Source organism: Sphingosinicella sp. BN140058 (assembly GCF_004135585.1).
Taxonomy (GTDB): domain Bacteria; phylum Pseudomonadota; class Alphaproteobacteria; order Sphingomonadales; family Sphingomonadaceae; genus Allosphingosinicella.
In genome coordinates this window covers 3,083,672-3,108,889 of the sequence record NZ_CP035501.1, presented here as the reverse complement: position 1 = coordinate 3,108,889, position 25,218 = coordinate 3,083,672, and the positions used below count along the sequence as shown (strand labels likewise).

Below are 25,218 nucleotides of genomic sequence, written 5' to 3'. Positions count from 1 at the left end.
TGCACCGCACAACAAGACTCCTTGTTCGCCGCGCTGCGTTTGATATGCAGCGGCCGTGTCACCCGATCACCTTTCCAGCGCCGAGTCGCACTTGGCGGTGGAGTCCGCCGGAGCGGAATTCGCGCTGGAGGGCGCGACTTCAGGTGGATTGCCGCCGCATTTCGATCCGCGTGCCGAGGTAAGGCCGCCGCCGTCGCCGCTGCTTGCGATACTGCTCGTGCTCTTCCTCGGTCTGCTCGCAGCCGGTGGTGCGGTCGCCTATCTTGCACTCGACGAGGACAGCCAGGTCCTTGCCGGCCTTGCCCGCTCCGTCGGCATTCGCACCGACAAGGACGGCGAAAAGCCGCCGACGATCCCTGTTCCGCCCGTCGAGCCGGTCGAATATCTCGACGTGCCGGCCGAGACGGCGCAGGCGATCAACGCCAAAGTGCCGTTCACCAAGGATCCGGTGCCGGCCGCTGCGCCGTTCCGGCTGGCCCTTCCGGCCGCCGATCAGGCGCGGGCCGTGGACTGCCTCGCCTCGGCAGCCTGGTACGAAGCGGGCGACCGAGCCCTGGACCAGGCGCCGGTGGTTCAGGTCGTGCTCAATCGCCTTCGCCACCCGGCCTTTCCGAAGTCCGTTTGCGGCGTCGTGTATCAGGGATCCAACCGCTCCACAGGTTGCCAATTCTCCTTCACCTGCGACGGTTCGCTTCGCCGTCGGATTCCTTCGGCGGCAGCCTGGGAGCGAGCGCGTGCCATGGCGCGAAGCGCGTTGGCGGGCAGCGTCTATGCGCCGGTCGGCTGGGCAACGCACTTCCACACCGACTGGGTGGTGCCGAACTGGAGCTCGAGCGTCGACAAGGTGGCCGCGGTCAACACCCACCTCTTCTTCCGCTGGCGGGGTGCCACCGGCAAACCCGGTGCTTTCCGGGGCACGCACCAGGGGAGCGAACCGATCACCCCGATGCTCGCGACGTTGTCGCCGGCGCATCGTCCGGGTTCCGAGACCGAAGTGCCGGAAGTCGCGCTCGATCTGCCGCCGGTTTCGATCGAGCCGGAGCCCCCAACGGCGCCGCCGCCGAGCGTCGCCGTGCCCGAGGCGATGCTGAGGGGCAATCAGTTGCGCGCCGCTGATGCCGCCGAAAACCTGTTCGTGCTGCAGATCAAACCGGATCAATTTGCCGGCACCCTGGCGCTGGTGGGGCTCGAAATGTGCAAGCAGGCCCCGAAAGGCTGCACCGTGGTCGGCTTTACGGGCACGCCGGGGCGAGTGCTCTCGAACGGGCTCGGCCGGACGAGCTGGCCCGACAGGCAGCCTGATTTCTATTATTTCGTCGACCGTTCGCGGGCGCGCGAGATCGCTCTCTGGAATTGCGAGACGTTGCCGCGGCCGGACAAGAAACAGTGCATGCCGCCGGGTTTCCGGGGCGAAGGCTGACACCCGTCGGCCGGCCGTCTGAGGCGCAGAGATGCCGCCCCGCCACAGAATGGTCCATCGTGGCGCAACGTGGTTGCTTTTCGCGCCGACGGCTCTCTAAATGGTGCACCGCAGCAGATGCAGTGCATCACGGCCCTGTGCACCGCCAAGGACCTGCCTGCCGGCAGAGTTGCGCCGGTGTGGCAACGGAGATGAGTTGATGACGAAGGAGTTCGCGTTTCCTCGGTCCTTCGGGCACGATCCCGCGGCGGCGATCGAGCGCGAGCCCCGTGCGGCGCCCTCCGCTACGGCCCACGCCTATCGCGCCGACATCGACGGCTTGCGAACGCTGGCGGTGCTACCCGTCGTGTTCAACCATATCGGCATGCGCGGGTTCGGGGGGGGCTATGTCGGGGTCGACATCTTCTTCGTGATCTCGGGCTATCTTATCACCGGCATCCTCGTCCGCGATCTTGCGCTCGGCCGCTATTCGATCGCCGATTTCTACCGGCGCCGGGTGCTGCGCATCTTCCCTGCCCTGTTCCTGGTGCTCGGCGTGACCACCGCGATCGCCTGTATGGCGATGCTGCCCAACGAGTTGATCCGCTACGCACATTCGCTGATGGCCACCACGCTGTTCGGATCGAACATCCTGTTCTTCTCCGAAAGCGGCTATTTCGACGCCGAAAGTCACGTCAAGCCGCTGCTCCACACCTGGTCGCTTGCGATCGAGGAGCAATTCTACATCCTCTGGCCGTTGCTGCTGGCAGCGATCGGCGTCGCCAGACCTGCCCGCCTGAAAGCCGTCATCCTCGCCGTCGGGCTCGTCAGCCTTGCCGCCGCCGTAGCGACGATGGCCTGGAACCCTTCGGCGGCCTTCTACCTCCTGCCAAGCCGTGCCTGGGAATTGGCGCTCGGAGGTGGCCTTGCGCTGATCACGACCGCGCCCAAGCGCCGGTGGGTCAACGAACTCCTCGGTGCCGCCGGGCTGATCGGCATTCTGCTCTGCGTATGGAAATACAGCGCGCAGACTCCGTTCCCCGGCCTCACCGCCCTCGTCCCGTGCATCGGCGCGGCTCTGCTGATCTACACGGGCGCGCAGAATACCATCGTGTCGCAATTGATGTCGCTGCCGCCGGTGGTGTTCATCGGCCGAATCTCCTATTCCCTATACCTCTGGCACTGGCCCGTGATCGTGTTCAGCAAGATCTGGCTTTTCCAGGCCGCCGGTCCGATGGTGATGGGGCTTGAAGTCGCAGCGTCCATCCTGCTCGCCATCCTCTCCTGGAAATATGTGGAGACACCGTTTCGGGTTCAGGGTGCGCGCTGGACCACGCGCGCCATCCTGTCGACCGCCCTTGGCGCCATGGCCGTGACCATCGCCCTCGGCGGCGCGCTGATCGCCTCCGGCGGGTTGACGCAACGCTTCACCCCTGTCCAGGCCGCCGTGGCCCGTTTCGCCGACCTGGACCAGGAAGCCAGCTATCGTCGCGGCAGCTGTTTCATCTCCAACTATCGCGACACGTTCGACGCCGCGACCTGCCTGAAGACCAGCGGCACGAAGCCGGTGCTGCTGCTGGTCGGCGACAGCCATGCCGCCCATCTCTGGCCGGGCGTTGCCCAGCTCCGGGACCGCTACGACGTGGTCCAGGCAACCCTGGTCGGGTGCCGGCCGATGCTCTACCCGGGCGAAGGCGGCAAGGTCTGCGAGCGCTTCTTCCGCGACATTCTCGGCCGCTGGGTGCCCGAACATCGGCCCACGGCGGTTCTGCTCGCCGGACGCTGGCAGCTGGACGACGTTCCTCTGCTGACCGAGACACTCCGCGACCCGCGGCTCGCGGGCACCAAGATCCTGCTGGCAGGACCGGTGCCGCAATATGACATCGCCCTCCCGCGTCTGCTCGTCTCGGCGGACCGTGCCGGAGATCCCGATCTCGTCCGGCGGTTCGCCGACCCGAACGCCGCCGCAGCGGACGCCGCGCTGGCCCGGCTGAGCGCTGAGCCGCACGTCACCTATCTGTCGCTGCGACAGAAGCTGTGTCCTGGGGGAACCTGCCGGACCTGGGCCTCGCCCGGTATCCCGCTGCAATTCGACTATGGTCATCTGTCGGAACCGGGATCGCGCCTTGCCGTCGGACTGATCGCCCCCGACATCGAAGCCGCATTGGCAGGGAGGACCGGTCGATGAGCCCGCTCGACGCCGACATCTTCCGGGCGACGGCACGGGGCGGGTGGGGTCAGCTGATCAAGCTGATGATCAAGAGCCGCACCTTCCGTCCGATCGCCACCTTGCGCGCCTACCAGGCGCTGCGTCGGCGAAGCTGGGGGCGTCCGCTGGCGCCGATTGCTGCCATCGCACACCGCCTCGCCTGCCATGGTGCCGCCATCGATCTGCCGCTCCGCACCGCGATCGGCCATGGCTTCGCGATCGCGCATGGTTGGGGGATCGTCGTCAACCAGCATGCCCGGATCGGGCGCAACGTCACCCTGTTCCACGGCGCCACGATCGGACAGGGAGACCGCATCGCCCGTGACGGCAGCCGCGAGACGTTTTACCCGGTGATCGAGGACGACGTCTGGATCGGTCCGCACGCGGTGGTCGTCGGCGCAGTCACGGTCGGCGCCGGCAGCCGCATCCTGGCGGGCGCAGTGGTGACGGCCGACGTGCCGCCGGCCTCGATCGTGGCAGGCAATCCCGGCACCATCGTCAAGCAGGATTGCGTGCCGGACGTCACCAACCGAGTCATTCTGACGGCTCCATCCCCCTGACGTGCAGCAAGATCAGCGCGCCATTGCGCGTGCGGTCTCGCCCATCCGCATCTCGTGTCCCAGCGCACGAGAGCCGACGATGCTCAGGTGCGCCAGATCGCGGTAGATCGGCTTGCCGCCGGCGCTGATCCGACAGGTGCCGGAGCCGCAGAGCGTTTCTTCGAACGACAGGATCGGCAGCGTCTTGCGACGGGTTACCTCGGCAAGGAACGCGTTGATCGGGCGCCGAAATGCACTATAGGCGTCAAGCGAGAAGTCGCAGCGCCCCTCCGGCGCTACGACCGGCAGCCCGGCCGCCTCGCGTGCCTGACAGCGCGCCATGTCGAAGCCGGCCGATGGCGGCGGTGCAATCAGCACGACCTTCTTGCCCGATCGCCGGATCGCGGCGACCGTACGGGTCAGCGCTGCGTGAACTTGATCCAGCGATTGCGGCTGCTCGGTGAGAGCGTCGCCGCGCCGCACGAGCGCGTGCCAGCCCGGCTCCTGCCCAGGCACATATTGCGCGAGTGCGCTCGACAGGATGACCGTGTCGATCTGCGGCGAACGCGCAAGCGCGGCGAGCACCGAATCGTTGAAGGCGATGCAGCGCCGCGCCCAATCCGGGGTCTGCTGAGCGCCGTTCACCGGCGCCAGGCCCAGAAATGGGCCACACGAAGTCCGCGTCGCCTGCTCGACGCCGCCGGGACTGCTGACCGCCAGCCCGGGGCCAAGATGCATCGCGAAGCTGTCGCCCCACAACAGGGTGGTGGGTCGATCCGCGGTCCGGCAATCGGCCCGCGGCGCATAGGCATTCTTGAAATCGCAGCCGGCGCCGATGCCGGTATTGCCGATGTGCAGCGCGGGGTCGGGCTGGCCACCGGCGCGCAGGGCGAGCGCCGATCCACCGACGACGATCAGCGGGATCAACACGAGTAGGCCGATCCGGCGGGCGTCCAGTCGCATCGCGCGATACGGTTGCTCCGCAAGCCGGTATTGCAGCTCCATCCAGATCAGGACGGGGACCAGAAGCAGAATGTTGAGCCAGAGCGGCACGCGGGTGATGAAGATGTTGTTGACGAACGCATAGACCGGCCAGTGCACCAGGTAGAGCGAATAGGAGCGATCGCCGATCGCCACCAGCGGCGCCAATGGTCGGGAAGCCTTGAGATCCAGGCCGGGGACGAGCAGCAGCGCCGTCGCAAGGCATATGACGAGCGCAGGCAGACCGGGGTGGCCGCGTTCGTCGACCAGCAACGGGACGAGGATGAGAATGGCCGCCGCCGCCAGTCGCGGGATCGGCAAGGCCGCCGGCCTCACCCATTCCTTTCGGATCAGCAGGGCGAGCACCGAGCCGATCCCCAGTTCCCAGAATCGGGTCGGCAGGAAATAGAAAGTGGCGGAAGGAACCCGCTGCAGCAGCCATGCGCAGGCGGCGATGCTGATCAGCGTCGCGGCTGCGGTCAGTGGAAGCCGAAAACGCTTCGGAAAGCAGAAGAGCAGCAGCGGCAGGACCAGGTAATATTGTTCCTCGAGCGACAGCGACCACATATGGAGGAGCGGCTTGAGCGCGGCGCCGCTGTTGAAGTAATCGGACTGCTTCCACAGCACCAGATTGACCACGAAGGTGAAGCTGCCGGCGAGCTGCGCGAGAAAATCGCGATATTCCCAATGATCGAGCAGGAAGGGCGCGAGCAAAGCCGTGACGGCGAGCGTGGCATAGGCGGCGGGGAGCAGGCGGCGGATCCGCCGCGCATAGAAGTTCCGGAAGCTGAACCGGCCTTCGTCGAGTTCGCGGGCGATGATTCCGGTCATCAGATAGCCCGAGACGACGAAGAAGATATCCACGCCCAGGAAACCGCCCGGCACGTACGGCACGTGAGCGTGATGCAGCAGCACCAGGATGATCGCCAGCGCACGGAGCAGCTGGATGTCGATGCGAAGCCCGCGCGACGGGCTATGGGTGCGGTCGGGCCGTGGCGCCTGCGCCTCCGGCGCGACAGGATCGAGCTGGCTGTACGCCGTCGCCATCACCCGTGCTTCAGCTCGATCGCCCCGAGCGGACGATCAGGCGGCGTCCGGCGCCGGAAGAAGCCGGCGAGCAGGCCGGCGGCGCTGACGTTCCAGGCGGTGAGGGAGTAGAGGCCGAGCCGCGGCGAACCGCGCCGCCACGACAGGAACGCCAGCGGCACGAGGATCAGGCCGAGCAAGACGAACGGATGCCAGGTGACCAGCGCAACCAGCAGCAGCAGCCACCAGGCCATTACCGCAAGACCGTTTCTGACATGGCCGAGCCGGCGCAGGACGATCGGCAGATGACTGCGCCCGATCGCTCCGCGAAGCACCTCCCCCGGGGCACCCGAATAGCCGGAGCGTATCCGCCGCAGCAGCAGATGATAGCCGTCTTCGGTGTGGCCGAAATGATCGATCGCGGGCACGTCGATCCTGGCCAGCTTCCATCCCCGCGCCTGCAGGCGCGACGCGAGCTCGAACTCCTCGAACGCATGGAGATTGCGATCCGCGAACCAACCGGCTTCGCGAACGGCGCTGGTCCGGTAGAGGCCGCCGCAATCCAGGCGATCGACGATCCCTGGCGACCAGTTGCGATCGTTCGCCACCGTGTTCGCGCGGATCTGGAATTCGTGCCCTTGCGTGTTGCGTTCGCGAACATGGCCGCCGACTGCAGCGACGTCCTTATTTTCCTCGAGATAGGCGATCCCGGCGGGCAGGAAGCCGGGATCGATCACCATGTCGCCATCGAGCAGGTAGAAATACTCGCCCTTGGCGCTCTGGAAGGCGAGCTGGGCGCCTGCCCCGCAGCAGCGTTCCGCCGGGTTGGCAAGCTGGACGATGCGGACCGGGAACTGCCGCGCGATCTCGATCGTGCGGTCGGTCGAACCGCTGTCGGCCAGGACCACTTCGCCGCCGAACGGCGCCACTGCGGCGACCGCGCTGGCGAGCGCATCGGCGATCCTCTTTTCTTCGTTGAGCGCCTTGATGCCAATGGTAACCTTCACGCCGCGTCCTCCGCTTGCCCCGCGGGCGCTGGCGCGCCCATTGTCTCGACCGGTTCTGCGGAACCGGCTTTCCTCCGCCACCGGCGCGCTTCCCGCCATGTCCAGAGCGCGAACACGAACTCGCCGATCAGGATTCCGACGATCGACCAGAGCGGGCCGACGACGAACAGCATCGCAAGCACCGCCAGCACCGAAAACCCGCACGCGATCATGCTGGCATGGGCCAGCGGCCGGAACGCGCCCGCAGCCTGCAACAAGGTGGATTCGGGTGTGCGCACGAGGCGGATGCCGGAGACGGCAAGCCAGAGTGCCGTGCCGATCGCCAGCACCGACCGGTCATATTCCCTCGGGAATACCAGATGCGGATCGATCACGAAGAGCAGGACGGCGGCAGTGCAGGTCGCGACCCAGGCGGCGACCAGCACCATCCGGAAGAAGCGGACGCTGCGCACGGCGTCGCCGATCCGGGCGCTGCCGATCTGCCGCGCCATCCGCGGCCGCTCGAAATCGCCGAGCGCGTTCTGGGCGACCCCCATCGGCCGGATCATCAACGCGGTTGCGGCGATCGGTGCGTATGCGGCGGGCCCGGCAATCAGGGTGACGATGTAGACGTGCGCGTTGATCGTGGCCTCGGTGGTGACGATGCCGGCCAGCGACCAGCCCGAATGTTCGCGCCAGATCGGCCGGTAATTGGCGAAAGCCTCGCGATCGAAGGCGAACAGGGCGCGGACGTAAGTGCGGCCGAAGGGCAGCAATCCGAGCGCGGCGCTCAGGGCCATGATGCCGTAGCACCATTCGACGGACGCGATCCCGGCCGCAGCGAGAGCACCGACGCCGCCGAGCAGGATGGCGCTGTAGACGAGGTCGGAGACCGTCACCCGAACGACGCGATCGTGCGCATAGGCATAGGTTCGTGCGTACCAGCGCAATACGAACATCGCGGCATAGACGCCGAACAGCAAGGCGCCGCCGAGCGGCACGTGCAGCGCGAGCCCCATGACCGCGAACACGGCGAAGACGAGTATCGAGCCGAGCGTCGACAGCGTCGTGAGCGATCGGATGGCACGATCGCGAACCGCTTCATCGGCCTGGTTGAGGAGAACGGGCAGCGGCGCGCAGAACAGCCCCGCCCAAAGGCCGGCCGAAAAGATCGAGGTTACGAGAAGAAAGGCGAAACTGCCGAACGCGGCCGGGCTGAGCAGATGCAGCAGCAGAAGCGAGAGAACGAATTGCGCCCCCGCCCCCGCGATCGGCCCGACCGCGGCGACCGCGTAGCGCATCAGTCCGGACACGAGCGTGCGGCCGCCCCTTGCCGGCGGCGGCATTTCGGCGACGGCCGGCTCAACGCCCATTGGCGGCCTCCGCAAGCGTCTCGCTGGTTGCCGCGTTGGTCTCGCGCCAGATGAAGGCAAGCGTGATGATCAGGAAGACCTGCAGGATCTGATCGCGGTCGAAGAGACTCGATTCGGTCAGATTGTGCCCTGCGCAGAACAGCAGCAGGGTGACCAGAAGCGCGCCCGTCTGGCGTGGAATCGTACGGCTGCTGAGCAACTTGACGAGCGGCCAGATCAGGGCCGCGAACACGACGATGAGCATGCCGGGAAAGCCGATCTGGATGAGCAGATCGAGATAGCCGTTGTGACCGCTGGTGATCTCGGTGAGCCAGCCGCTTGCGTAATTGTAGATCGGCGTGGTGCCCCCGATGTTCCAGAAAGCGCCATAGCCCGAGCCCAGCATCCAGTGATCCTGGGCATATTCGATCAGGACCGGCCAGATCTGGACGCGCCCGGTGAAGGCATCCTTGGAGGAGAAGGGCGCCGCCAGCGCATCCCAGTAGAATTCGGAGGCGAGGAACAGGCCGACGCCGATCACGCTCAGCAACGGGATCAGCAAGGCCCGGTAGGCGGGATTGTAGCGGGCATAGATATAGCCGCAGAGCATCGAGAAGATGAGGATGCCCCCGGACGTCTTCGAGTTCGTGCGATAAAGGTAGTAAGCCGTCGCTGCGATGACGATCGCGCAGAGCCATGGCCGGAGCGGCTTGCTGTCGAAGACGAACAGCAGGATGGTGAGCGCGCAGGTGGCGCCTGCAAAGTTCTTTTGAAGCATCACGCCGCGCCACGACCCGACGATTCCCGGATCGGCGAGATCGGCCGCCTGGTGCACGCCGAATTGCGGGAAGCCCACGGATGCAACGTAATTCGCGATCAGGATGCCGACCAGGATCAACCGCATGATCGCCAGGGATCGGCGGTAGCCGGCCTGCCGCGCGATCATGAATATGGTCCACATCACGATCGTCGTCAGCAGCAATCGGCGTACCGATATGTCCGGCACCGCAGACCAGGCTAGGCTGACCCAGCACCAGCCGAGCGCGATCATCATGATCAGCGGGATCGCCAACAGTCGATCCGGCTTGGAAAGCGGCCGCGCCGCCCAGGCGAGGGTCAGCGCGCAGCTGAAGAAGATCAGCTGCCGCATGGGGTTGCCCTCGCCGGTGAACGGGGCGGGCTTGTAGTTGATGTACGGGCCGAGCAGGACGAGGATCAGGATGATCGCGAGAACGACCAGGGCCGGGGTGGTGCGCTCCCTCGGAACGATCCGGACCCGGGTTCGCAACGGCGCCGGAGCGTGGAGATGGGCACTGGTCATGCCCGCCCCTCCCGTGCCAGCGGCCGCTGGGCGGCGATGAACTGCGCGCGCGGGATCCGATCCGTCCGAGCGCGACGCGCGGCATAGGAGGTGCCGAGCACCGAGCCGACCATCGCCACGGCGAAGCTCAGGAATTGCTGCACCACCATGTCGCGATCGAACAGGCTGCTCTCCGTCGTGTTGTGGCCCATGCAGAAGACGATCAGCGCCAGCATCAGGGCGCCGGTCTGGCGCGGCGCGGTTCGGCTGCCGAGCAGGCGGATCATCGGCCAGATGATCATCGAAATGACGATCAGCGTCAGCCCGGGGAGGCCGACCTGGACGAGCATGTCGAGATAGCCGTTGTGACCGCTGGCGATCCCCGACACCCAGCCTTCGGCATATTGATAGATCGGGCTGGTCGGACCGATATTCCAGAAGGAGCCGAAGCCCGAACCGGTCAGCAGATGATCGTTGGCGAAATTGGCGAGCGGCGGCCAGATCTGGGTTCGTCCGGTGAGCGCGTCGGGGCTGTGCAGCGGCGCCATCAGCGCATCCCAATTCATCTCGACGTAGAGCACGCCGGCGCAGCCGATCACGCTGATGAGCGGGATGATCAGCGCGCGATAGGAGGGATTGTAGCGGGTGTAGACCCAGCCGACGATCATCGCCAGGACGAGGATGCCCTGCGACGTCTTGGAGTGTGTTTTGTAGAGGAAGAACAGGGCTCCGACGATCACCACGGCGCGGAGCCAGCGCTGCAGTTTCTGCGCGTCGAAGGTGAACAGGATAACAGTGAAGGCGCAGATGGCCCCGGCGAAATTCTTCTGCGGAAGCACGCCGCGCCAGTTTCCGATCAGGTTCGGATCCCCGATTTCCGCCATCTGGTGGACCGCGGCCGGCGTGACCACGATCGCGACGTAGTTCAGCACCAAAGTGATCAGCAGCACCAGGCGGATCAGCGCGATCGTCCGCTCATGGCCGATCTCCTTCACCGAGCGGAAGATCGAGAACATGATGATGGAGGTGAGGATCAGCCGACGCATGCCGACGTCCGGCACCGCCGACCAGCTCAGGCTCAGCCAGCACCAGCCGAGCGCGATCGTCACCGTCAGCGGGAGTGCGAACAGATTGCGCGGGTGGGTCAGCGGGCGAGAGGCGAGCAGCGCGACGATGAAGATTAGGCTGTAGCAGAGCTGGCGCGCGAGATCGCCGTCACCCGTCGCCGGGATGGTCTTGACCTTCTCCGACAGCGGGTTGAGGCCGATGATCACCATCCACAACATGCCGAACGTGGCGGCGGTGAAGGCCCCACGCCTGATCGATGCCCATCTGTCCGCCCGCACGGCGCCGCTCACTGCCATCTCACCGCGCCTCGGCCCGGCGAACTTCGCCCTGTGCGGTGCCATTGCCGGCTCGGGAGCGCTCGAAACCACGCATCAGCCGAAGCAGAGGCTTTTCGAGAATGAAATGCGCAACGAGGCCGGCCAGCACCGAGGCCGCGAGAATCAGAAAGAACAGGATTTCCGCCGGGATAGCGCCGTAGAGCAGCCGCCGGTTCAACCCTGCGAGCAGCGAGATCACCGGTGAGTGGACGAGGTAGATGGCGTAGCTCGCCTCCCCGAGGAGGACCAGGGTCGCCGGGACCCGCAGCGGCCGAGCACGTTCGAACACCACGCTGCCGAGCAGGATCAACGCGAATCCGACCGCAAGCGCGATCAGCAGGAGCGGCTTGCCCTGCCCGAAGCCAAGCCGGGGATCGACGAGACCGGCGCCGAACAGGATCGCGAGCAACGCGAAACCGGCGGCGAACAGCAATCCGCCGGCCTTGGCGCCGTGGATCCGCTGAAACGCGGCGAACGAGAGCGCGCCGATCAGGAAGTACAGGTTCCAGACGTGAGTCCAGCCGGTCTGGCTGTCGCCCAGGATGAGGCCGTTTATCAGCACCGCGGTGGTCCACAGCGCAATCAACGTGAAGCCGATGCGGCGGTTGAGGATAACGACGAGGAAGGCGAGGTAGAAGGTCACCTCATAAACCAGCGTCCAGGCCACCTGCAGCGGCAGATCCGGCGCCGGCACGATCCTCAGCAACGTGTAGGAGGAGAGCAGGTGGAGCGGCGCGGTGGTGAACTCGGCGTGGCCGAGCCCCATGGAGGACGCGGCGATGAATCCGGTCAGCACCAGCCAGTAAACGGGATAGACGCGGGAGAAGCGTCGCCACAGGTAGCGGCCCGCCCGCGCCGGCATTCCGATATCCTTGGCGTGGGCGTAGAGGATGATGAAGCCGCTCAGAACGAAGAAGAAATTGACGCCGGTCCAGCCACGCGAGGCAACCGTGTCGAAGGCGTGAATGCCGCCGTAGACCGGTTCCTTCAGGATCAGATTGGTGTGGTAGACCGCCACCGCGAACGCCGCGATGCCGCGCATCGCCTGAAGCGAAAAGAGGGTCGACCGGGTGGCCTGACCTTCGGCAGGGTTCGCCGACTGGGGCGCGCTCATGCGACCAGGGCCTCATAGGCGTCGAGCATCGCCGCATAGCTCGCCTCGCTGCCAAGCTTCGCCGACAGCGCGGCCATCTGCGCATATTCGGCCGGATCGTCGAGCAGGCGCCGCAAGGTTGCGGCGAGGCCTTCGGGATCCTGCGTCGAGACGGCGAGGCCGCAACGCTGACCATCGCGCGCGGTGATCCCCTCGATCTGCACCGGAACATCGGACACGACCAGCGGCAGCCCGAGCTTCGCTGCTTCGACGAGAGCGAGACTGTGGCCTTCGAACAGGCTCGCCTGCACGAACACGTCGCCGTCAGCGAGGATCGCCATCGCCTCTTCCCGCGGCCGGTGCCCGAGAAACTCGACCCGCCCCTGAACGCCCAGTTCGATCGCGAGTGCCTTCAGCGCCGCTTCTTCGGGGCCGTTGCCGACGATCTTGAAGGTCGCATCCGGCAGGTGGGCCGCGGCACGAAGCAGCAGCGGATAGTTTTTCTGGGGCGCCAGCCGCCCGGTCGCCACTACCGTGCGCGTGCGCGCCACCCGCGGCCGCCGCGCTTGGGCGAGCGACTCGATCAGCGTTTCGATACGCGGCGGCAGCGCATTGTGGATGGTCCGCCGACGCTGACGATAGGGGGCGGGCTTGCTGTCGAGCGAGGCGGCAACCGTGTTGGATACGCTGACCACGGCCTTGACGCTCTTCAGCGAGCCGGCAACGCCGTCGATCACGTTCAAGGCAGGATTATGGGTCTCGACCGGCGAGTGATGGGAGGTGACGACCCGCGTCCCGCTGCCGGCCAGCCGTGCCGCTATCGACGCGAGAACGTTCGCAGCCGGCATCGCGGTGAACACGATTTCCGGGCGATCCCGACGGAATCGGGCCACCAGCGCGCGCAGCAAACCGATGGCCGCGAGAGGGCCGGAGGGCCGTTTCGGCACGATGTAGCTCCACGGCAGGTGCGCCGCCGATTCGCGAACGGTGGCACGATAAGGGTAGAGAGCGGCGAGAACGACTTCATAGCCGCGCTCGGAAAACCCTTCGGCAAGATTGGCCCAGATCTCCTGGGCACCGCCGGCGGAGGAATGAGACACCAGAAACATCACTGATCGAGCAGGCAAAACACGCCCCCCTTTTCCCGTTACGTTACCTCTCCCCCTGTCGCGGCCGCTGTGCCGGACACCGCGCCGCACTCCAATTAGCAAGTGCACAATTTTCGGCTAGGCGTGTTCTTCGTACGAGGAGCCGAGCCCTGCTGCAATGCACAAATATGCTCCATTTCGGCGCGTTTCGCGCTAAGGGGCGGGCGGGGGCGGCATTCGAGAGGGAAGTCGTCGAAGGTGAGCATGTCGATTGGAGCCGCTTCCGAGCATCGCAGCGCCGCAGGCGCCGCCCTGCCGAGGCTGGATGGCCTTCAGCTCGGAAGAGCGGTGGCGGCCTGCAGCGTGGTGATCAGCCATGCGTTCGGCCATTACAACAACGGGACCCACGGTATCTGGACGATGCTGTCCGGCTACGGCGTCACGTTGTTCTTCGTGATCAGCGGCTACATCATGGTCCTGACCACGGGCCGGGAAAGCTTCAGCCCGCGCGCCTTTCTCAGCCGCCGCATCCGCCGAATCGTCCCGATTTATTACATCGCCAATATGGTGCTCGCCGTGGCCACGCTGCTTGCCCCGTGGGCTTTCAAGCGGACGACCTTCGATGCCTGGCACGTGGTCCAGTCGCTGCTCTTCATCCCGGCCTACGATCCGGCGGGCTCCGGCTACATTTGGCCATTCTTCCGCCTCGGCTGGACACTCAATTACGAGATGTTCTTCTACCTGATATTCGCTTCGCTGTTCGCGCTCGGCGTGGTGCAGCGGGCGCTATCGGTGACTCTCGTCCTCGGCGGGTTGATCCTGCTGGGCATGATTCACCCGTTCAGCGCAGCGATTCCGAACTTCTATACCCAGGTAGCGACGATCGGCTTCATCTTCGGCACGCTGACCGGAATGATAGCCCTGTATCGGCCGATTCGCCTGAACGGCTTCTGGTCGTGGATCGCGGCACTGCTCAGCTTCGCCATGCTCGCAGTGATGGCGAGCATGTACGAACAGATCCGACGCGATCCCGCGACCCAGCTTTGGCTTTCGATCGCCTGCACGCTGCACATCGTCTTATTGGTCTCCCTGGTCGACGGACGCGGACGCGCGGTGCCCAAGTCCCTGCTCTACGTCGGCGACGCGAGCTACTCGATCTACCTTTTCCACATGTTTGCGGTCGGTGCCGCCACCGCGGTGGCCCACCGCCTGCCGAGCGCCCTTCTCTACCCGGCGCTCGCGCTTTCAGCCTGCTCGGGGATCCTCGCCGGGCTGGTCGCCTATCGCTTCGTCGAGGCGCCGCTGAACCGCTACTTCCGTTACCGCAGGCCGTTGACCGCGGCCGAGATCAGCGCGCCTGCCGCTGCCACGGAGCCACCCGTCGCCGGGACAGCAGCGCGATGAGCGGCTTTTCGACGAGATAGTGGACCAGAAGCCCCGTCGCGGTGGCGAGGGCCACGAAGACGAAGAACAAGGCTTCGCGCGGGAGCGCGACATGGAGCTTGGTCGCCGCTTCGAAGGCGGTGAGCAAGACGCCATTGTGGGTGAGATAGATCGCGAACGAGGCGTTGCCGAGCACGATCCCGACCTTCTCGAGCCAGCGCGGCGATCCTTCGCAGACGATCCCCGTCCACACGATGGCCGCGGCGAGCAGCGTCCAGAGACAGCTGCGCAAGAGACCGACCGACATGTCCATCCACTCGACCAGAACGGTCGCCGCAGCGACGATGGCGAGCACGGACAGCAAGCCGCCAATCCGCCGAGGACGGATCCAGGCATGGCGTTTCAGATACAGGATGCCGAGCCCGAATCCGGCGCCGAACTGGAGGTTTGCGCCATTCTCGCTGCCCATCAGCAGCACGTGGAGGAACTGCTCGACGGGGGAGTCAGCACCCAACGGGCGGCCGACGATCAGCGGCACCGCCAATCCGAAGATCAGCGGCGAGACGAACCAGATGCCGAGCAGCCACCAGCGCTGCCGCGCGACCATCAGAGTGGCGGCAAATAGCCCATAGAAGATGATCTCGTGACGGAGCGACCAGATGACGTTGGGCTTCAATCCCCCGACCGGCCAGATGACGAGCGCGCGCAGTGCGTTCATCCACTCCACCTCGCGGGTGCCGAGATAGGTCAGGACATTGTAGCCGATCACTGCGAGCCACAGGAACGGCATGATTCGTACGAAGCGCCGCCAGGCGAAATCCGGTATCGTCAGCCGCGCCCGCAGGTCCCGGTCAAGCGAGACGATCGCAATGATGAAGCCGCTGATCGCGAAAAAGACGGTGACGCCGAAGACCCCGGCCTCTCGAATATCGAACGGGCTCTGGTGGAAGTAGCGGGGATACCGCATCATCAGATTGGCGTGGGCGAGGATGACCAGCATCGCGGCGCAGCCGCGCAGCAACTGGATGCCGACCAGAAGCCCGGCGCCGGCAGACGGTTTGGAGGCCGGAGCATCCTTTTGCTGCGGCGCAGCGGCAATCGCCCCCTCTGCAGCCACCAAACCAGCCTGATCGTTCACGTCATTTCCCACCGACGGTCTGAATCGCCCCACCCACAGCATTTGGACTCACTCCTCAGCGCAGGGGATCGAAACATCAGCTCGTGGATGGCGCGACCATCTCCTAGCCCTGTTTCGGATCGAGGCCTTAACTACAATCAGCAAACGCACAAACCACGCACGTCTCGGCTCATCAGGGCTTGCGTCTCGCAACGGGACGGTTAACGCCGCCTTGATCAGTGCAGGCTCCTGCTGTACATTTCGCACTTGCACACAAAATTTCGCAACTGCACAATACAATTTTTAATGGGGGTCCTGTGGCTTTCCGACTTCTGACCATGTTCTGGTGCGTTCTGATCCTCGCCGGATGCTCGCCTTCGGCGGTGGTTTCTCCGGGTGAACGCGTCGCCGCGGCGACCGCGATCGACGCCGAATATCGGCTTGGCGTCGGCGACCGGGTCAAGATCAACGTGTACAACGAAGCGGCCCTGTCAGGGGAGTTCGCGGTCAACGACTCGGGGAATCTCTCGCTGCCGTTGATCGGCGACGTGCCCGCCACCGGGCAGACGCCGGCGCAGGTGGCACGCGTCGTCGAAACGAAGCTCGCGGACGGCTATCTGCGCGAGCCGAGGGTGAGCATGGAAGTCGCGGCGTACCGCCCCTTCTACATTCTGGGCGAGGTCAAGTCGCCCGGCCAATATCCTTATGCAAGCGGGCTCACGGTGCTGAATGCGATCGCGACGGCACAGGGTTTCACGCCGCGCGCCGAGAAGAACGTCGTGTTCATCCGCAAGTTCGGCACGGACGTCGAAGAGCCGTTCAAGCTGACGCCGGACCTCAAGGTCTATCCGGGCGACACGATCCGGCTAGGCGAGCGCTTCTTCTGAGTTCGTCCGACCACCTGATCACAAGAAAACACAAGGGGAAGTTCATGATTCGCAATCACGTGTCGACACTGTCGGCGATCGCCATGCTGCTGGTCGCCGGAACGGCGGCGCCCGTGGGCGCGCAGTCGGTCCGCAAGGTCCGTCCGATCACGAACGCCAATTGCCCGAAGCTTGCAAAGGCGACGACTCGAACGCCGCAGGAGATGACGCGCGCCGTACAACGGGTCACAGCGGCTCTCGCCCGCGAAATCGGCACCTTGTCGCCCAATGCCTCGAGCGAGGATGCCGAAGCGGCCGTGGCCTTCGCCCTCAGCCAGCTCAACGAGAGTTCCGACGTGGTCGAGACCGCGATTAACCAATATTCGGCAACGCCCGGCCTTACCCGCAACGTTCGCCAGGCGCTTGCCAACTCGCGCCAGGCGCTGCTCGAATGCCAGCCGGGCGGTACCGCCGGGCTTGGCCGGAGCGGTGGCAATCCGGCGGGCTTCGGGGCTTCTCCGGTGATCGGCGTCGGCGGTGGCGGCGGCTCCAATTACTCGACGGATTGAGTCCGCACGCGCCTGCGCCGCCGACACGACTTGGCCCTTCGACAGAGTAACCGTCATGCGTTCCCGATATCTTCCCTGGCTTCTCCTCACCTCCGCCTGTCTCGTCGCTGCAACGCCGGCGGCCGCGCAGACGGAATCGGGGATCATCCAGCAGGCGATTCCGTTCGACTACGATCGCGATCGCAACGTCAGCGTCTCCGAACGGCCCCGGCCCGAATATGATGCGCTTGGGCTCCGTGCCGGCGGTTTCCTGATCTATCCGCGGGCGGAGATCGGCGCGGGCTTTACCGACAACGTCTATCTGTCCGAATCGAGCAGCGGATCGGACGGCTATGCGCTGCTGGCGCCATCGGTGCGGGCGCAGTCCGATTGGTCGCGGCACGCCTTGAGCCTCTCGGGCGGCGCGCAGTTCCGGCGGTTCTTCGACGCCACCCTGCGCAACGAGAATGCTTATTATCTCCGTGGGCTCGGCCGCGCAGATCTCGGTGATTCGATGTCGGTCACCGCAGAGGCGCAGGCCGGCAAGATCTACGAGACTCCCTTCTCCAACGACGGCGAAGCGCTGGTCACCGGCGTTTCCAGCTACCTCTACAACATGCAGGGGCTGCGCGGACAATATTCGCTGGGCCGGGTGCGAGCGACCGTCGCCTATGCGCGCAACGAGTTCGATTTTCGCGGCCTGACGACCGGGGGTGCCCGCCTCGACCAGTCGGATCGCGATCGCATCATCAACAGCGTGGTCGGCCAGCTGCAATATGCGCTGTCGCCGAGCTTCGCGGCGTTCGGACAGGTAAGCTTCTCCGACACCGATTATGACCGCACCCTGCTGACGGGGCAGCCGAACCGCGACTCCAAGGGCTATCGCGTGCTCGGCGGGGTGAACATGGATCTTTCCGCGCTGATGCGGGGATCGATCGGGATCGGCTACACGCACCGTGATTATTCGAGCCCCCTCTACCGCAACGAGGGCGGCCTGTCCGTCGAGGCGCAGATCGAATATTTCCTGTCGGAGCTGACCACGGTCTCGGTGCGGGCCCAGCGGACCATCGAGGATTCGAACCTCAGCACGATCGGGTCCTTCTTCAACAACCGCTTCCAGCTGCGAGTCGATCACGAACTGCTCCGCAACCTGATCCTCAACGCATCGGCGGATTACGCGCACCAGGACTATATCCGTTCGGATCGTTCCAACGACGTGTACCGGGTGGGCGGCGGGGCCCAGTTCCTGTTCTCGCCGACCATGAATGCCCGGTTGCGCCTCGACTACGCCAAGCGCGACCGGAGCGGCTTCAATTTCGACGGCTCGCTCGACGAATTTCGAGCGGACGTATCGCTGGTCTTCCAGCGCTGACCCAGGAGTGAGTTATGCTTATGTCGCGTCCCGGCACGTCACAGAGGATAGACATGGAAGGAACGCCTGAGGTCGTCGGCTACGAGGCGCGCCTCGCCGACACGTTGCGCTCGCTCCGCGACATGATCCGGCGCCGGTGGCTGACCTTGTTCCTGGTCACCGCGGCGGTGGTTGCGATCGGTGCCACGCTGATCATGCTGATGACGCCGAAATATGAGGCCGTCGCCCGCATCCAGATCGACCCCAGCCGCAATCCGCTCTCCTCCGCCTCCAACGATGTCGCCAGTCTGGCATCGGAGGCGATCGAGACCGAGGTGACGGTGCTCAATTCGGAAGATTTGGCCCGCCAGGTCGTCAAGCAGCTCAATCTGCAGAACGATCCGGAGTTCACGCGCGGTCTCGCGCCGGCCGAAGGCGCACCGCCGCTCACCAACGAGGAGCGGATCAGCGCCGTCGCCGGCAAGGTCCAGCGCCAGCTCAGCGTCGGGCGCGATCGCCTGACCTATGTGATCAACATCCGGTTCAAGGCCAACGATGCCGATAAGGCAGCAAAGGTCGCCAACACCTATGCCGAGACCTACATCAATTCGAAGGTCGGCAGCCGCATGGGCACCGCGGAGCGACAGGCCGCCTTCTTCCGTCAGCGCCTTGACGAGCTCGGCCGCGAAGTGCGCGCCGCCGATCAGGCGGTTGCGCAATATCGCGCACAGGCCGGCATCGTCGCCCAGGGTCAGGGCAGCACGACCATCGCCGACCAGCAGGTCGCACCTTTGTCGACCCAGCTCGCCACGGCCGAATCGGAAGCGGCCGAAGCCCGCTCCAACCTGGCCGCCGCGCGCGCCCAGATCGCACGCGGCGGGCTCGACGCGGTGTCAGAGGTCCGCAGCTCGCCGGTGATCTCCGATCTCCGCCGCCAGCGCGCCGAAGTGCTCCGCAACATGGGCGAAGTCTCTGCCCGTTACGGCGAGCGCCACCCGGAAAGCGTGAAGGTCCGCGAACAGCTTGCCGGTCTCGACGAACAGATCAAGGCCGAGGCGCAGCGCGCCGTGAGCTCGCTCGAGGCCGCCGCCGGTGCCGCCCAGGCGCGGGCTACGAGCCTGCGCGGAACCCTGCATGGCCTCGAGGGCCAGCAGGCCCGCAACACCCGCGCGTCCGCGACCGCGGAGACGCTGGAGCGGGAAGCCCAGAGCAAGCGTGCCGCCTACGACAAGATCGCCGAGCTCTCTCTGCAGAGCACCCAGGCCTCGCGCAACGAGATCTCGCAGGCGACGATCGTCGATCGGGCAGTTGCGCCGGTTCGTCCGACCTCGCCCAATCGTCCGCTGCTGCTCGCGTTGACCCTGATCGTCGCCCTTGCTGCCGGCGGCACCACGGTCATCGTCCAGGAACTGCTCGTGTCGGGCATCCGCAGCGTCGGCGACTTCGAGAACCAGTTCGGCATTCCGGTGCTCGCCGCGCTGCCGCGCGTCAAGCACGCCTCGCCGGCCGATCTGATCGCCGATCGCCGCACCTCCCTTTATGCCGAATCGCTGCGCATCGCGCGTGCGGCGATCTTCGGCACGCGCGGAGTCACCCCGCCCAAGGTGATCGCAATCACCTCGGCGCTGCCGGACGAAGGCAAGACGACGACCTCTGCTGCCTTCGCGCGTGTGCTTGCGCTCAGCGGACAGCGAACGCTGCTGATCGATTGCGATCTGCGGCGTGCCGCGATGCGGATGATCGTCCCGACCGGTGAGTCCGCCGGTCTCATCGCGCTGCTCAACGGCAGCGCCGCGATCGAGCAGGCGATCGTCAAGGATCGGGTCGAGAATCTCGATGTCGTCCTGGTCACGGCACCCCATTTCGCCACCGACGACCTGTTCGGCGGAGACCGCCTCAAGACCCTGCTCGCCACCCTGTCCCCGCACTACGACACCATCCTGCTCGATCTGCCGCCGCTCGTCGGTTTGGCCGATGGCCGCACCCTTGCGACCATGGCCGACGCGACGATCCTGGTCGTCAAATGGGGCTCGACCCCGGCCGCGCCGATCGATTCGGCACTCGGCTGGCTGCGTGCGGACGGCGCCAATGCGATCGGCGCCCTGTTCACGATGGTGGACCCGTCGGCCGAAGCGCTGGGCGGCATGTATTATTCCAAGAAGTACGGCGCTTATTATCAGCCAGAATGAACACAGAGCCGGCCGCGTGCGCGCGCGGCCGGCCATATCGCGGTCGTCGCGCCACCTGAGCTATGGCGCCATCGGCCTGCTGGGCCTGGTCTCCATGGCCGCCCTGTTTGCCCTCCGGCAGGAGCTCGACGTCGAGCGTTGGACGTCATCCCTGCAGCGTCAGCAGCGCGCATTCGAGCGGGGCGAGCCGAGCCCGGCAGCGCCTGACCCAGCAGGAACCGCCGCGCCGCGGGCGCGCCTGCTTCGCGCAATCTTCCTTCTTCGGACTGCGCAGACCACCCCCGATGCCGGCGCGGCACAGCGGCTGCGCCAGGAGGCGGAGGGGGAGCTGGCCGCTGCGCGAACCGCACGTGCCACCTGGGGCGATGCCGCGGTCGTAACCGCCTTCGCCGAATCACTGCGCCAACCCGAATCGATGTCGGCGATCGCCTCGGCACTGGCGGAGAGCTATCGCGGTGCGCCCTATCTGAAGGACGCGTCGCGATGGAGGATCGAGATGGGCCTTTGGTGCTGGGACCTGTTGCCGCCGGTTGCACGCGATCGGCTGATCAACGAAGCGGTCTGGTACGTCCGCCTGCGGCCTCAGGATCGGACTCACGTTTTCGGACTGATGCGTCTCAGCCCTGCCTACCGGCCGTTCCTGCTGCGCTGGTATGCCGTTCGCTCCGGCGATAGCGATTGGCGTCGCGGCCCGGTGCCCATGCCAGCCCAACCAGGAACATCGTCAGGCTGACCATCGCCGGCACGTCGAGCGCAATGTCGATCATCGCGCAGGCGAAGACGACAAAAACTGCGATCACGACGGCGTCCGATCCGCAGCGCCAATCGTCCCTCATCCCTCGCACGATGATGCCATAGCCGACCCACAAGGCCGCCAATGTCATCAGGATCAGGTAGGGAAAGCCGCCCTGCAGCAGCAGTTGCAGAACGAGATTGTGCGCGGAATTCACCATCCACAGGGCCTGCGCCAGCCGCGGATCCGAAAGCGCATAGGCGTTGAGTACCGGAAACGCACCCAGTCCATAGCCGTGCAGGGGCGCGGCCTCCGCCAGCGACGCATATTGCCTCCACATCAGCACGCGAAGGGCGAACTCGTCGGACGCGATCGCGAGACGATCGAGCACGAGATCGGAGAGGCCGAACGCTGCCACCAGCAGGACCAGCGAAGCCGCGATGAACAGGCCGAACCAGCCGCCTGCCCCACGCCGGCGTGCAGCCCGCCAGAGTGGCAGCATCCCGAGTGCCGCAATGGTCGCGACGTTCGCCGATCGCGATCCGGTCAGCGCACAGGCGCCGATCAGGATGGTGAGCGCGATCGCCAAGGCACAGAAGCGCACCAAAGCGGCGTGGCCATCGGCGCGTGCGAAGCCTCCGGCGGGCCGCGCTTCCATCAGCCTTGCCAGTGCAAGCACCGCCAGCAGACCGAAATAAGCCCCCGCCACGTTGGCATTGCTGAGGGTTCCGGTGAAGCGGGCGTCAGGCCGCTCGCGCCACAGCTCGAACGCGAGGTCCGCGCCCCAGGCCCTCAGGATCAGACCGATCACGGCATTGACGCAGCCGAACAGGATTAGCGCGTCCATTGCCACGGCAAGATTGTGGCGGCGCGCGCCAATCCTGGCACCGCAGAGCAGGGCAACGAGGTGGCCGGACAGTCCGAGAAGAGCCGGCAGCATGATGTCGGGCGCAAGCGCATCGTCGCCGCCCCACTGCGGCGCCCAGGCCGGCAGCGACGCCCAGGCTCCGGCAGCGCCGACCAATGCAAGGGCCGGCAGGCTCTGCCGCCAGAAGGCGGCGGGCGCCGGCCACAAGCCCAGCAGCAGGCTCAGGATCCCCGCGGCCAGCAGGCATGCGATGGCGTTGCCGGCGGGACTGTTCAGGCCATTGAAGGTGATGCCGATGCTGAACAGCAATGCAGCGCCGATCGATGCCGAGGCGCTCGGTGCCAGTGCAGGGCCGCCGCGATGCCGCAACGGCCGTGTCCCGGCAGCAGTCCCAAGCGCCCTAGTGGACATCGTAGCATTCCCGCGCCGGCCCGACCGAAGCGGCGCCGCACCCGGCCGGCTCACCATAAACCCAGCCGGAGCCCTTGAAGCCGAGATAGACCCGGCCGAAGACGTCCGGGTCCGCACCGACGACGCTGACCTGGTCGAGCGACCCGACCGGGAAGGCCCCGACCCGCTGCCAGCTTCGGCCTTCGTCGATCGAACGCCAGATGCCGTAGGATCCGCGCACCTGGCCGGACAGGAACATGGTCGGGTAACGAGCGCCCGCCGCCGCCTTGCCGAAGGCGATGTCGTCGACACGATCGACGCCGTCGAGAATGCTCCAATGTTCCCCGCCGTCGATGCTCCGACGCAGGCGGCTGTCCTGGGGACCGTCGAAACCCGCGGTGAAGAACAGATGGCCGGCCTTGCCCGGCACCACCCGCAACTTGGCCGCGGCCCCGTTTGCCGGTGCGATCTCGCCGGCGAAGACGCGTGTCCATCGAACGCCGCCATCGCTCGTCCGCCACAGCCCGCGGAGCCCGGGATTGCGACCGTTGCCGCTGTGGAAAAGGTAGAAGGTGCCCGGCCGCACCCGATCGGCGGCGAGCACCTTTCGCGGCATGAACCACTGCCCGTGCGTGCCGGTGAAGGGCAGTTTCTCACCCGGGAGCACGACCCGGCTCCAGGTCCGCCCACGGTCGAGAGTGTAGAAAGCGGAGCGGAAGTAAGTCGGCATCCACACGATGTTGTCGACGCTGTTCGCGGAAACCGCGATCATTCCCATCGCCATCCGCCAGGGATCGTCGCCGCGCGTGCCTGGCGGCTGCGGCAGGCTCGGAAACTTCGTCCAGCTGCGGCCGCCATCCATGCTGTAGCCGGCCAGCACGGCATCGCCGTCTTCGGAGCAGCAGGAGGTTCGCGTATCCGAGGCGTTGGTGACGATGAACCGCGGATCGGCGGGGCTCCAGTCGATCTGCTGCGCCGCGATCAGCACCCGCTCCTTCGGCCCGTACGTGGTCGAATAGGCGTCGAGATCGTCTTTGACGTGGATCCCGAAATCCCAGGCGGCGAACAGCGGCGAGCCGCCGCGGGGCTGAATGACGTCGTTGGCGACGAGTTCTTCGATGCCGCGCACCTGGGTGGTCCAGGTCATCGATCCGCCGCCGGGCGCAAGGCTGGTCACCATTGGCCCGACACCCGACGCGATCCAGAACTTCCCCGAGGTCTGCGGATCGGCGACGATCGCGGCCGTCGAGACCCATCCGCCGTCGGCGACCCGAAGCCACGGCGGATCGCCCTCGCCGACCGCGACGTCGCGGCGCATGCGGGACCAGGTCTGTCCATCGGGGGCGCCACGCAGGGCACGTCCCCCCTGATCGGCGACGAGGATGTCGCCGGACTTGCGATCGATGGCGATCGTGGCAAAGGCGCGGGGCGACAATCCGGGACGGCCGCTAAGATCTTCCCAGCGGCCGCTGCGATAGCGCCAGATCTTGCGACCGGCATCGTCGACGCCGTAGAAACTGCCGTCGGGTGCGAAGCTGCCTTGCTTCAGCCGCCGCGGCGCGGGAGTCGTCGAGGGCAGGGGCACGAATCGCGCACCATCATCCGCGGACACGAATATGCCGTTGCCCGGCACCATCGCAAAGACTCGCGGTCTGCCCCCTTGCTTTCGTTCGAACCAGAAAGTTGCGCCCGCGGCGAGCTTCGCCGGCGCGGCGCCGCCTTTGGGCAGGCTCGTGACCGGCGCCCAGGTGCGGCCGCCATCGGCGCTTCGCCACGCACCGTTTTCCGGAGACCCGAAGAGGACGATGTCGGGGTTGGCCGGACTGACGGCCAGAAACGGACCGTTGAAGCGCGTCGGCGCATTGGCATCGAAGGCGAACGCAGGGCCGGCAGTTCGACCCCGCTGCCAATGCGCACCGCGATCGGAGGACCAGTAGAGCCGGCCCTTGATCGCCATGTACAGCCGCCGCGCGTCGGAAGGCGCTACCGCAATTTCGTAGACTCCGTCGGCGACTCGGTTCTGCCCGACATCCTCCGCCGGCATAGACTGCGCCGTCACCAACTGCCGCCAGCGATCGATCTCCGGCTGCCACACATAGGCGCCATAGACGTCGGCGCGCGCCACCATCGTCCGACCGGCATCGTCGATCGACAGGCCGGTGATGAAGCCGCCGCCTCCGATCGCGACCGGCCGCCACAAATACCGCTCGTCCGGCACTGGGCGGCCGTCGTGGGCGGCGGCTTTCGGCGGGCCCGCAGCGACCGGCGCGCGGGCGGTGAGCGCAAGGAGAATCAGCAGCAACAGAACGGCCGCAACGATGCCGGCCCACAAGAAGGTGCGGCGGCCGATGCGTCCCCCGGTACGATCATCGGCAAGGCTCGCAAGATGCGACATGATCTTCAGCAAGCCTGGCG

General features: G+C 66.1%; 19 protein-coding genes. 9 read left to right on the top strand and 10 right to left on the bottom strand.

Annotation, left to right across the window (positions count from 1 at the left end; genetic code table 11):
* Nucleotides 1-55: 55 nt before the first annotated feature.
* The 3 genes from ETR14_RS28865 (at nt 56) to ETR14_RS13980 (ending at nt 4,168) form a co-directional block, all read left to right on the top strand.
* Nucleotides 56-1,420: a cell wall hydrolase gene (locus tag ETR14_RS28865; protein WP_243455519.1), complete on the top strand. Its 1,365-nt coding sequence runs from the start codon at nt 56-58 to the stop codon at nt 1,418-1,420.
* A 199-nt stretch (nt 1,421-1,619) separates the two neighbouring features.
* Entirely contained in the window at nt 1,620-3,587 is a 1,968-nt protein-coding gene (locus tag ETR14_RS13985) for an acyltransferase family protein (RefSeq protein WP_165356446.1), read from the top strand.
* Nucleotides 3,584-4,168, top strand: a complete 585-nt coding sequence (locus ETR14_RS13980; RefSeq protein ID WP_129385467.1) for a serine acetyltransferase — start codon at nt 3,584-3,586, stop codon at nt 4,166-4,168. Before ETR14_RS13985 ends, ETR14_RS13980 begins: the two co-directional genes overlap by 4 nt.
* Before the next feature lie 12 nt (nt 4,169-4,180).
* Here the strand turns inward: ETR14_RS13980 and ETR14_RS13975 are convergent, their stop codons facing one another.
* The 7 genes from ETR14_RS13975 to ETR14_RS13945 are packed head-to-tail and all read right to left on the bottom strand — an operon-like array spanning nt 4,181 to nt 13,370.
* Nucleotides 4,181-6,175 (bottom strand): acyltransferase family protein, encoded by a 1,995-nt coding sequence (locus ETR14_RS13975; protein ID WP_129385465.1) that lies wholly within the window; start codon nt 6,173-6,175, stop codon nt 4,181-4,183.
* A complete protein-coding gene (locus tag ETR14_RS13970; RefSeq protein ID WP_129385463.1) occupies nt 6,175-7,161 on the bottom strand; it encodes a glycosyltransferase in 987 nt (328 codons plus the stop codon). Before ETR14_RS13970 ends, ETR14_RS13975 begins: the two co-directional genes overlap by 1 nt.
* On the bottom strand, nt 7,158-8,513 hold the full coding sequence (locus ETR14_RS13965; protein WP_129385461.1) for a hypothetical protein: 1,356 nt from the start codon (nt 8,511-8,513) through the stop codon (nt 7,158-7,160). The genes ETR14_RS13970 and ETR14_RS13965 overlap by 4 nt, the downstream gene beginning before the upstream one ends.
* Nucleotides 8,503-9,813 (bottom strand): O-antigen ligase, encoded by a 1,311-nt coding sequence (locus ETR14_RS13960; RefSeq protein WP_129385459.1) that lies wholly within the window; start codon nt 9,811-9,813, stop codon nt 8,503-8,505. Before ETR14_RS13960 ends, ETR14_RS13965 begins: the two co-directional genes overlap by 11 nt.
* Nucleotides 9,810-11,156: an O-antigen ligase gene (locus ETR14_RS13955; RefSeq protein ID WP_165356445.1), complete on the bottom strand. Its 1,347-nt coding sequence runs from the start codon at nt 11,154-11,156 to the stop codon at nt 9,810-9,812. Before ETR14_RS13955 ends, ETR14_RS13960 begins: the two co-directional genes overlap by 4 nt.
* Before the next feature lies 1 nt (nt 11,157).
* Entirely contained in the window at nt 11,158-12,291 is a 1,134-nt protein-coding gene (locus ETR14_RS13950; RefSeq protein ID WP_129385455.1) for an acyltransferase, read from the bottom strand.
* The gene (locus ETR14_RS13945; protein WP_165356444.1) at nt 12,288-13,370 is read right to left on the bottom strand and encodes a glycosyltransferase family 4 protein; all 1,083 of its coding nucleotides are present in this window, start codon (nt 13,368-13,370) and stop codon (nt 12,288-12,290) included. Before ETR14_RS13945 ends, ETR14_RS13950 begins: the two co-directional genes overlap by 4 nt.
* A gap of 252 nt (nt 13,371-13,622) precedes the next feature.
* Between ETR14_RS13945 and ETR14_RS13940 the strand changes: the two genes are divergently transcribed.
* Complete coding sequence (locus tag ETR14_RS13940; RefSeq protein WP_129385451.1) at nt 13,623-14,762, top strand: acyltransferase; 1,140 nt, start codon at nt 13,623-13,625, stop codon at nt 14,760-14,762.
* Here ETR14_RS13940 and ETR14_RS13935 read toward each other — a convergent pair.
* Nucleotides 14,707-15,879: an acyltransferase gene (locus ETR14_RS13935; RefSeq protein ID WP_165356443.1), complete on the bottom strand. Its 1,173-nt coding sequence runs from the start codon at nt 15,877-15,879 to the stop codon at nt 14,707-14,709. The genes ETR14_RS13940 and ETR14_RS13935 overlap by 56 nt on opposite strands.
* A 296-nt stretch (nt 15,880-16,175) precedes the next feature.
* Here ETR14_RS13935 and ETR14_RS13930 point away from each other — a divergent pair, with 296 nt between their 5' ends.
* From ETR14_RS13930 to ETR14_RS13910, 5 genes are read left to right on the top strand one after another with little or no spacing between them, the layout of a single operon-like run.
* Complete coding sequence (locus ETR14_RS13930; RefSeq protein ID WP_243455518.1) at nt 16,176-16,745, top strand: polysaccharide biosynthesis/export family protein; 570 nt, start codon at nt 16,176-16,178, stop codon at nt 16,743-16,745.
* Nucleotides 16,746-16,789: 44 nt separating this feature from the next.
* Nucleotides 16,790-17,293: a hypothetical protein gene (locus ETR14_RS13925; protein WP_129385447.1), complete on the top strand. Its 504-nt coding sequence runs from the start codon at nt 16,790-16,792 to the stop codon at nt 17,291-17,293.
* A 55-nt stretch (nt 17,294-17,348) separates the two neighbouring features.
* Complete coding sequence (locus ETR14_RS13920) at nt 17,349-18,644, top strand: outer membrane beta-barrel protein (RefSeq protein ID WP_129385445.1); 1,296 nt, start codon at nt 17,349-17,351, stop codon at nt 18,642-18,644.
* A gap of 53 nt (nt 18,645-18,697) precedes the next feature.
* Entirely contained in the window at nt 18,698-20,812 is a 2,115-nt protein-coding gene (locus ETR14_RS13915; protein ID WP_165356442.1) for a polysaccharide biosynthesis tyrosine autokinase, read from the top strand.
* Nucleotides 20,813-20,828: 16 nt separating this feature from the next.
* Nucleotides 20,829-21,545, top strand: coding sequence for a hypothetical protein (locus ETR14_RS13910; protein ID WP_129385441.1), 717 nt, complete (start codon nt 20,829-20,831; stop codon nt 21,543-21,545).
* Here ETR14_RS13910 and ETR14_RS13905 read toward each other — a convergent pair.
* Nucleotides 21,430-22,824, bottom strand: coding sequence for an O-antigen ligase (locus ETR14_RS13905; protein ID WP_165356441.1), 1,395 nt, complete (start codon nt 22,822-22,824; stop codon nt 21,430-21,432). The two genes, ETR14_RS13910 and ETR14_RS13905, sit on opposite strands and share 116 nt — an antisense overlap.
* Nucleotides 22,814-25,198, bottom strand: a complete 2,385-nt coding sequence (locus ETR14_RS13900; protein WP_206185834.1) for a sialidase family protein — start codon at nt 25,196-25,198, stop codon at nt 22,814-22,816. The genes ETR14_RS13905 and ETR14_RS13900 overlap by 11 nt, the downstream gene beginning before the upstream one ends.
* Between the last annotated feature and the right edge of the window lie 20 nt (nt 25,199-25,218).

Bases quoted from the DNA above. Each gene is read 5' to 3' on its own strand.
- ETR14_RS13985 (WP_165356446.1), top strand. From the start codon at position 1,620: ATGACGAAGGAGTTCGCGTTTCCTCGGTCCTTCGGGCACGATCCCGCG.
- ETR14_RS13980 (WP_129385467.1), top strand. From the start codon at position 3,584: ATGAGCCCGCTCGACGCCGACATCTTCCGGGCGACGGCACGGGGCGGG.
- ETR14_RS13975 (WP_129385465.1), bottom strand. From the start codon at position 6,175: ATGGCGACGGCGTACAGCCAGCTCGATCCTGTCGCGCCGGAGGCGCAG.
- ETR14_RS13965 (WP_129385461.1), bottom strand. From the start codon at position 8,513: ATGGGCGTTGAGCCGGCCGTCGCCGAAATGCCGCCGCCGGCAAGGGGC.
- ETR14_RS13960 (WP_129385459.1), bottom strand. From the start codon at position 9,813: ATGACCAGTGCCCATCTCCACGCTCCGGCGCCGTTGCGAACCCGGGTC.
- ETR14_RS13955 (WP_165356445.1), bottom strand. From the start codon at position 11,156: ATGGCAGTGAGCGGCGCCGTGCGGGCGGACAGATGGGCATCGATCAGG.
- ETR14_RS13950 (WP_129385455.1), bottom strand. From the start codon at position 12,291: ATGAGCGCGCCCCAGTCGGCGAACCCTGCCGAAGGTCAGGCCACCCGG.
- ETR14_RS13940 (WP_129385451.1), top strand. From the start codon at position 13,623: ATGTCGATTGGAGCCGCTTCCGAGCATCGCAGCGCCGCAGGCGCCGCC.
- ETR14_RS13925 (WP_129385447.1), top strand. From the start codon at position 16,790: ATGATTCGCAATCACGTGTCGACACTGTCGGCGATCGCCATGCTGCTG.
- ETR14_RS13920 (WP_129385445.1), top strand. From the start codon at position 17,349: ATGCGTTCCCGATATCTTCCCTGGCTTCTCCTCACCTCCGCCTGTCTC.
- ETR14_RS13915 (WP_165356442.1), top strand. From the start codon at position 18,698: ATGGAAGGAACGCCTGAGGTCGTCGGCTACGAGGCGCGCCTCGCCGAC.
- ETR14_RS13905 (WP_165356441.1), bottom strand. From the start codon at position 22,824: ATGTCCACTAGGGCGCTTGGGACTGCTGCCGGGACACGGCCGTTGCGG.
- ETR14_RS13900 (WP_206185834.1), bottom strand. From the start codon at position 25,198: ATGTCGCATCTTGCGAGCCTTGCCGATGATCGTACCGGGGGACGCATC.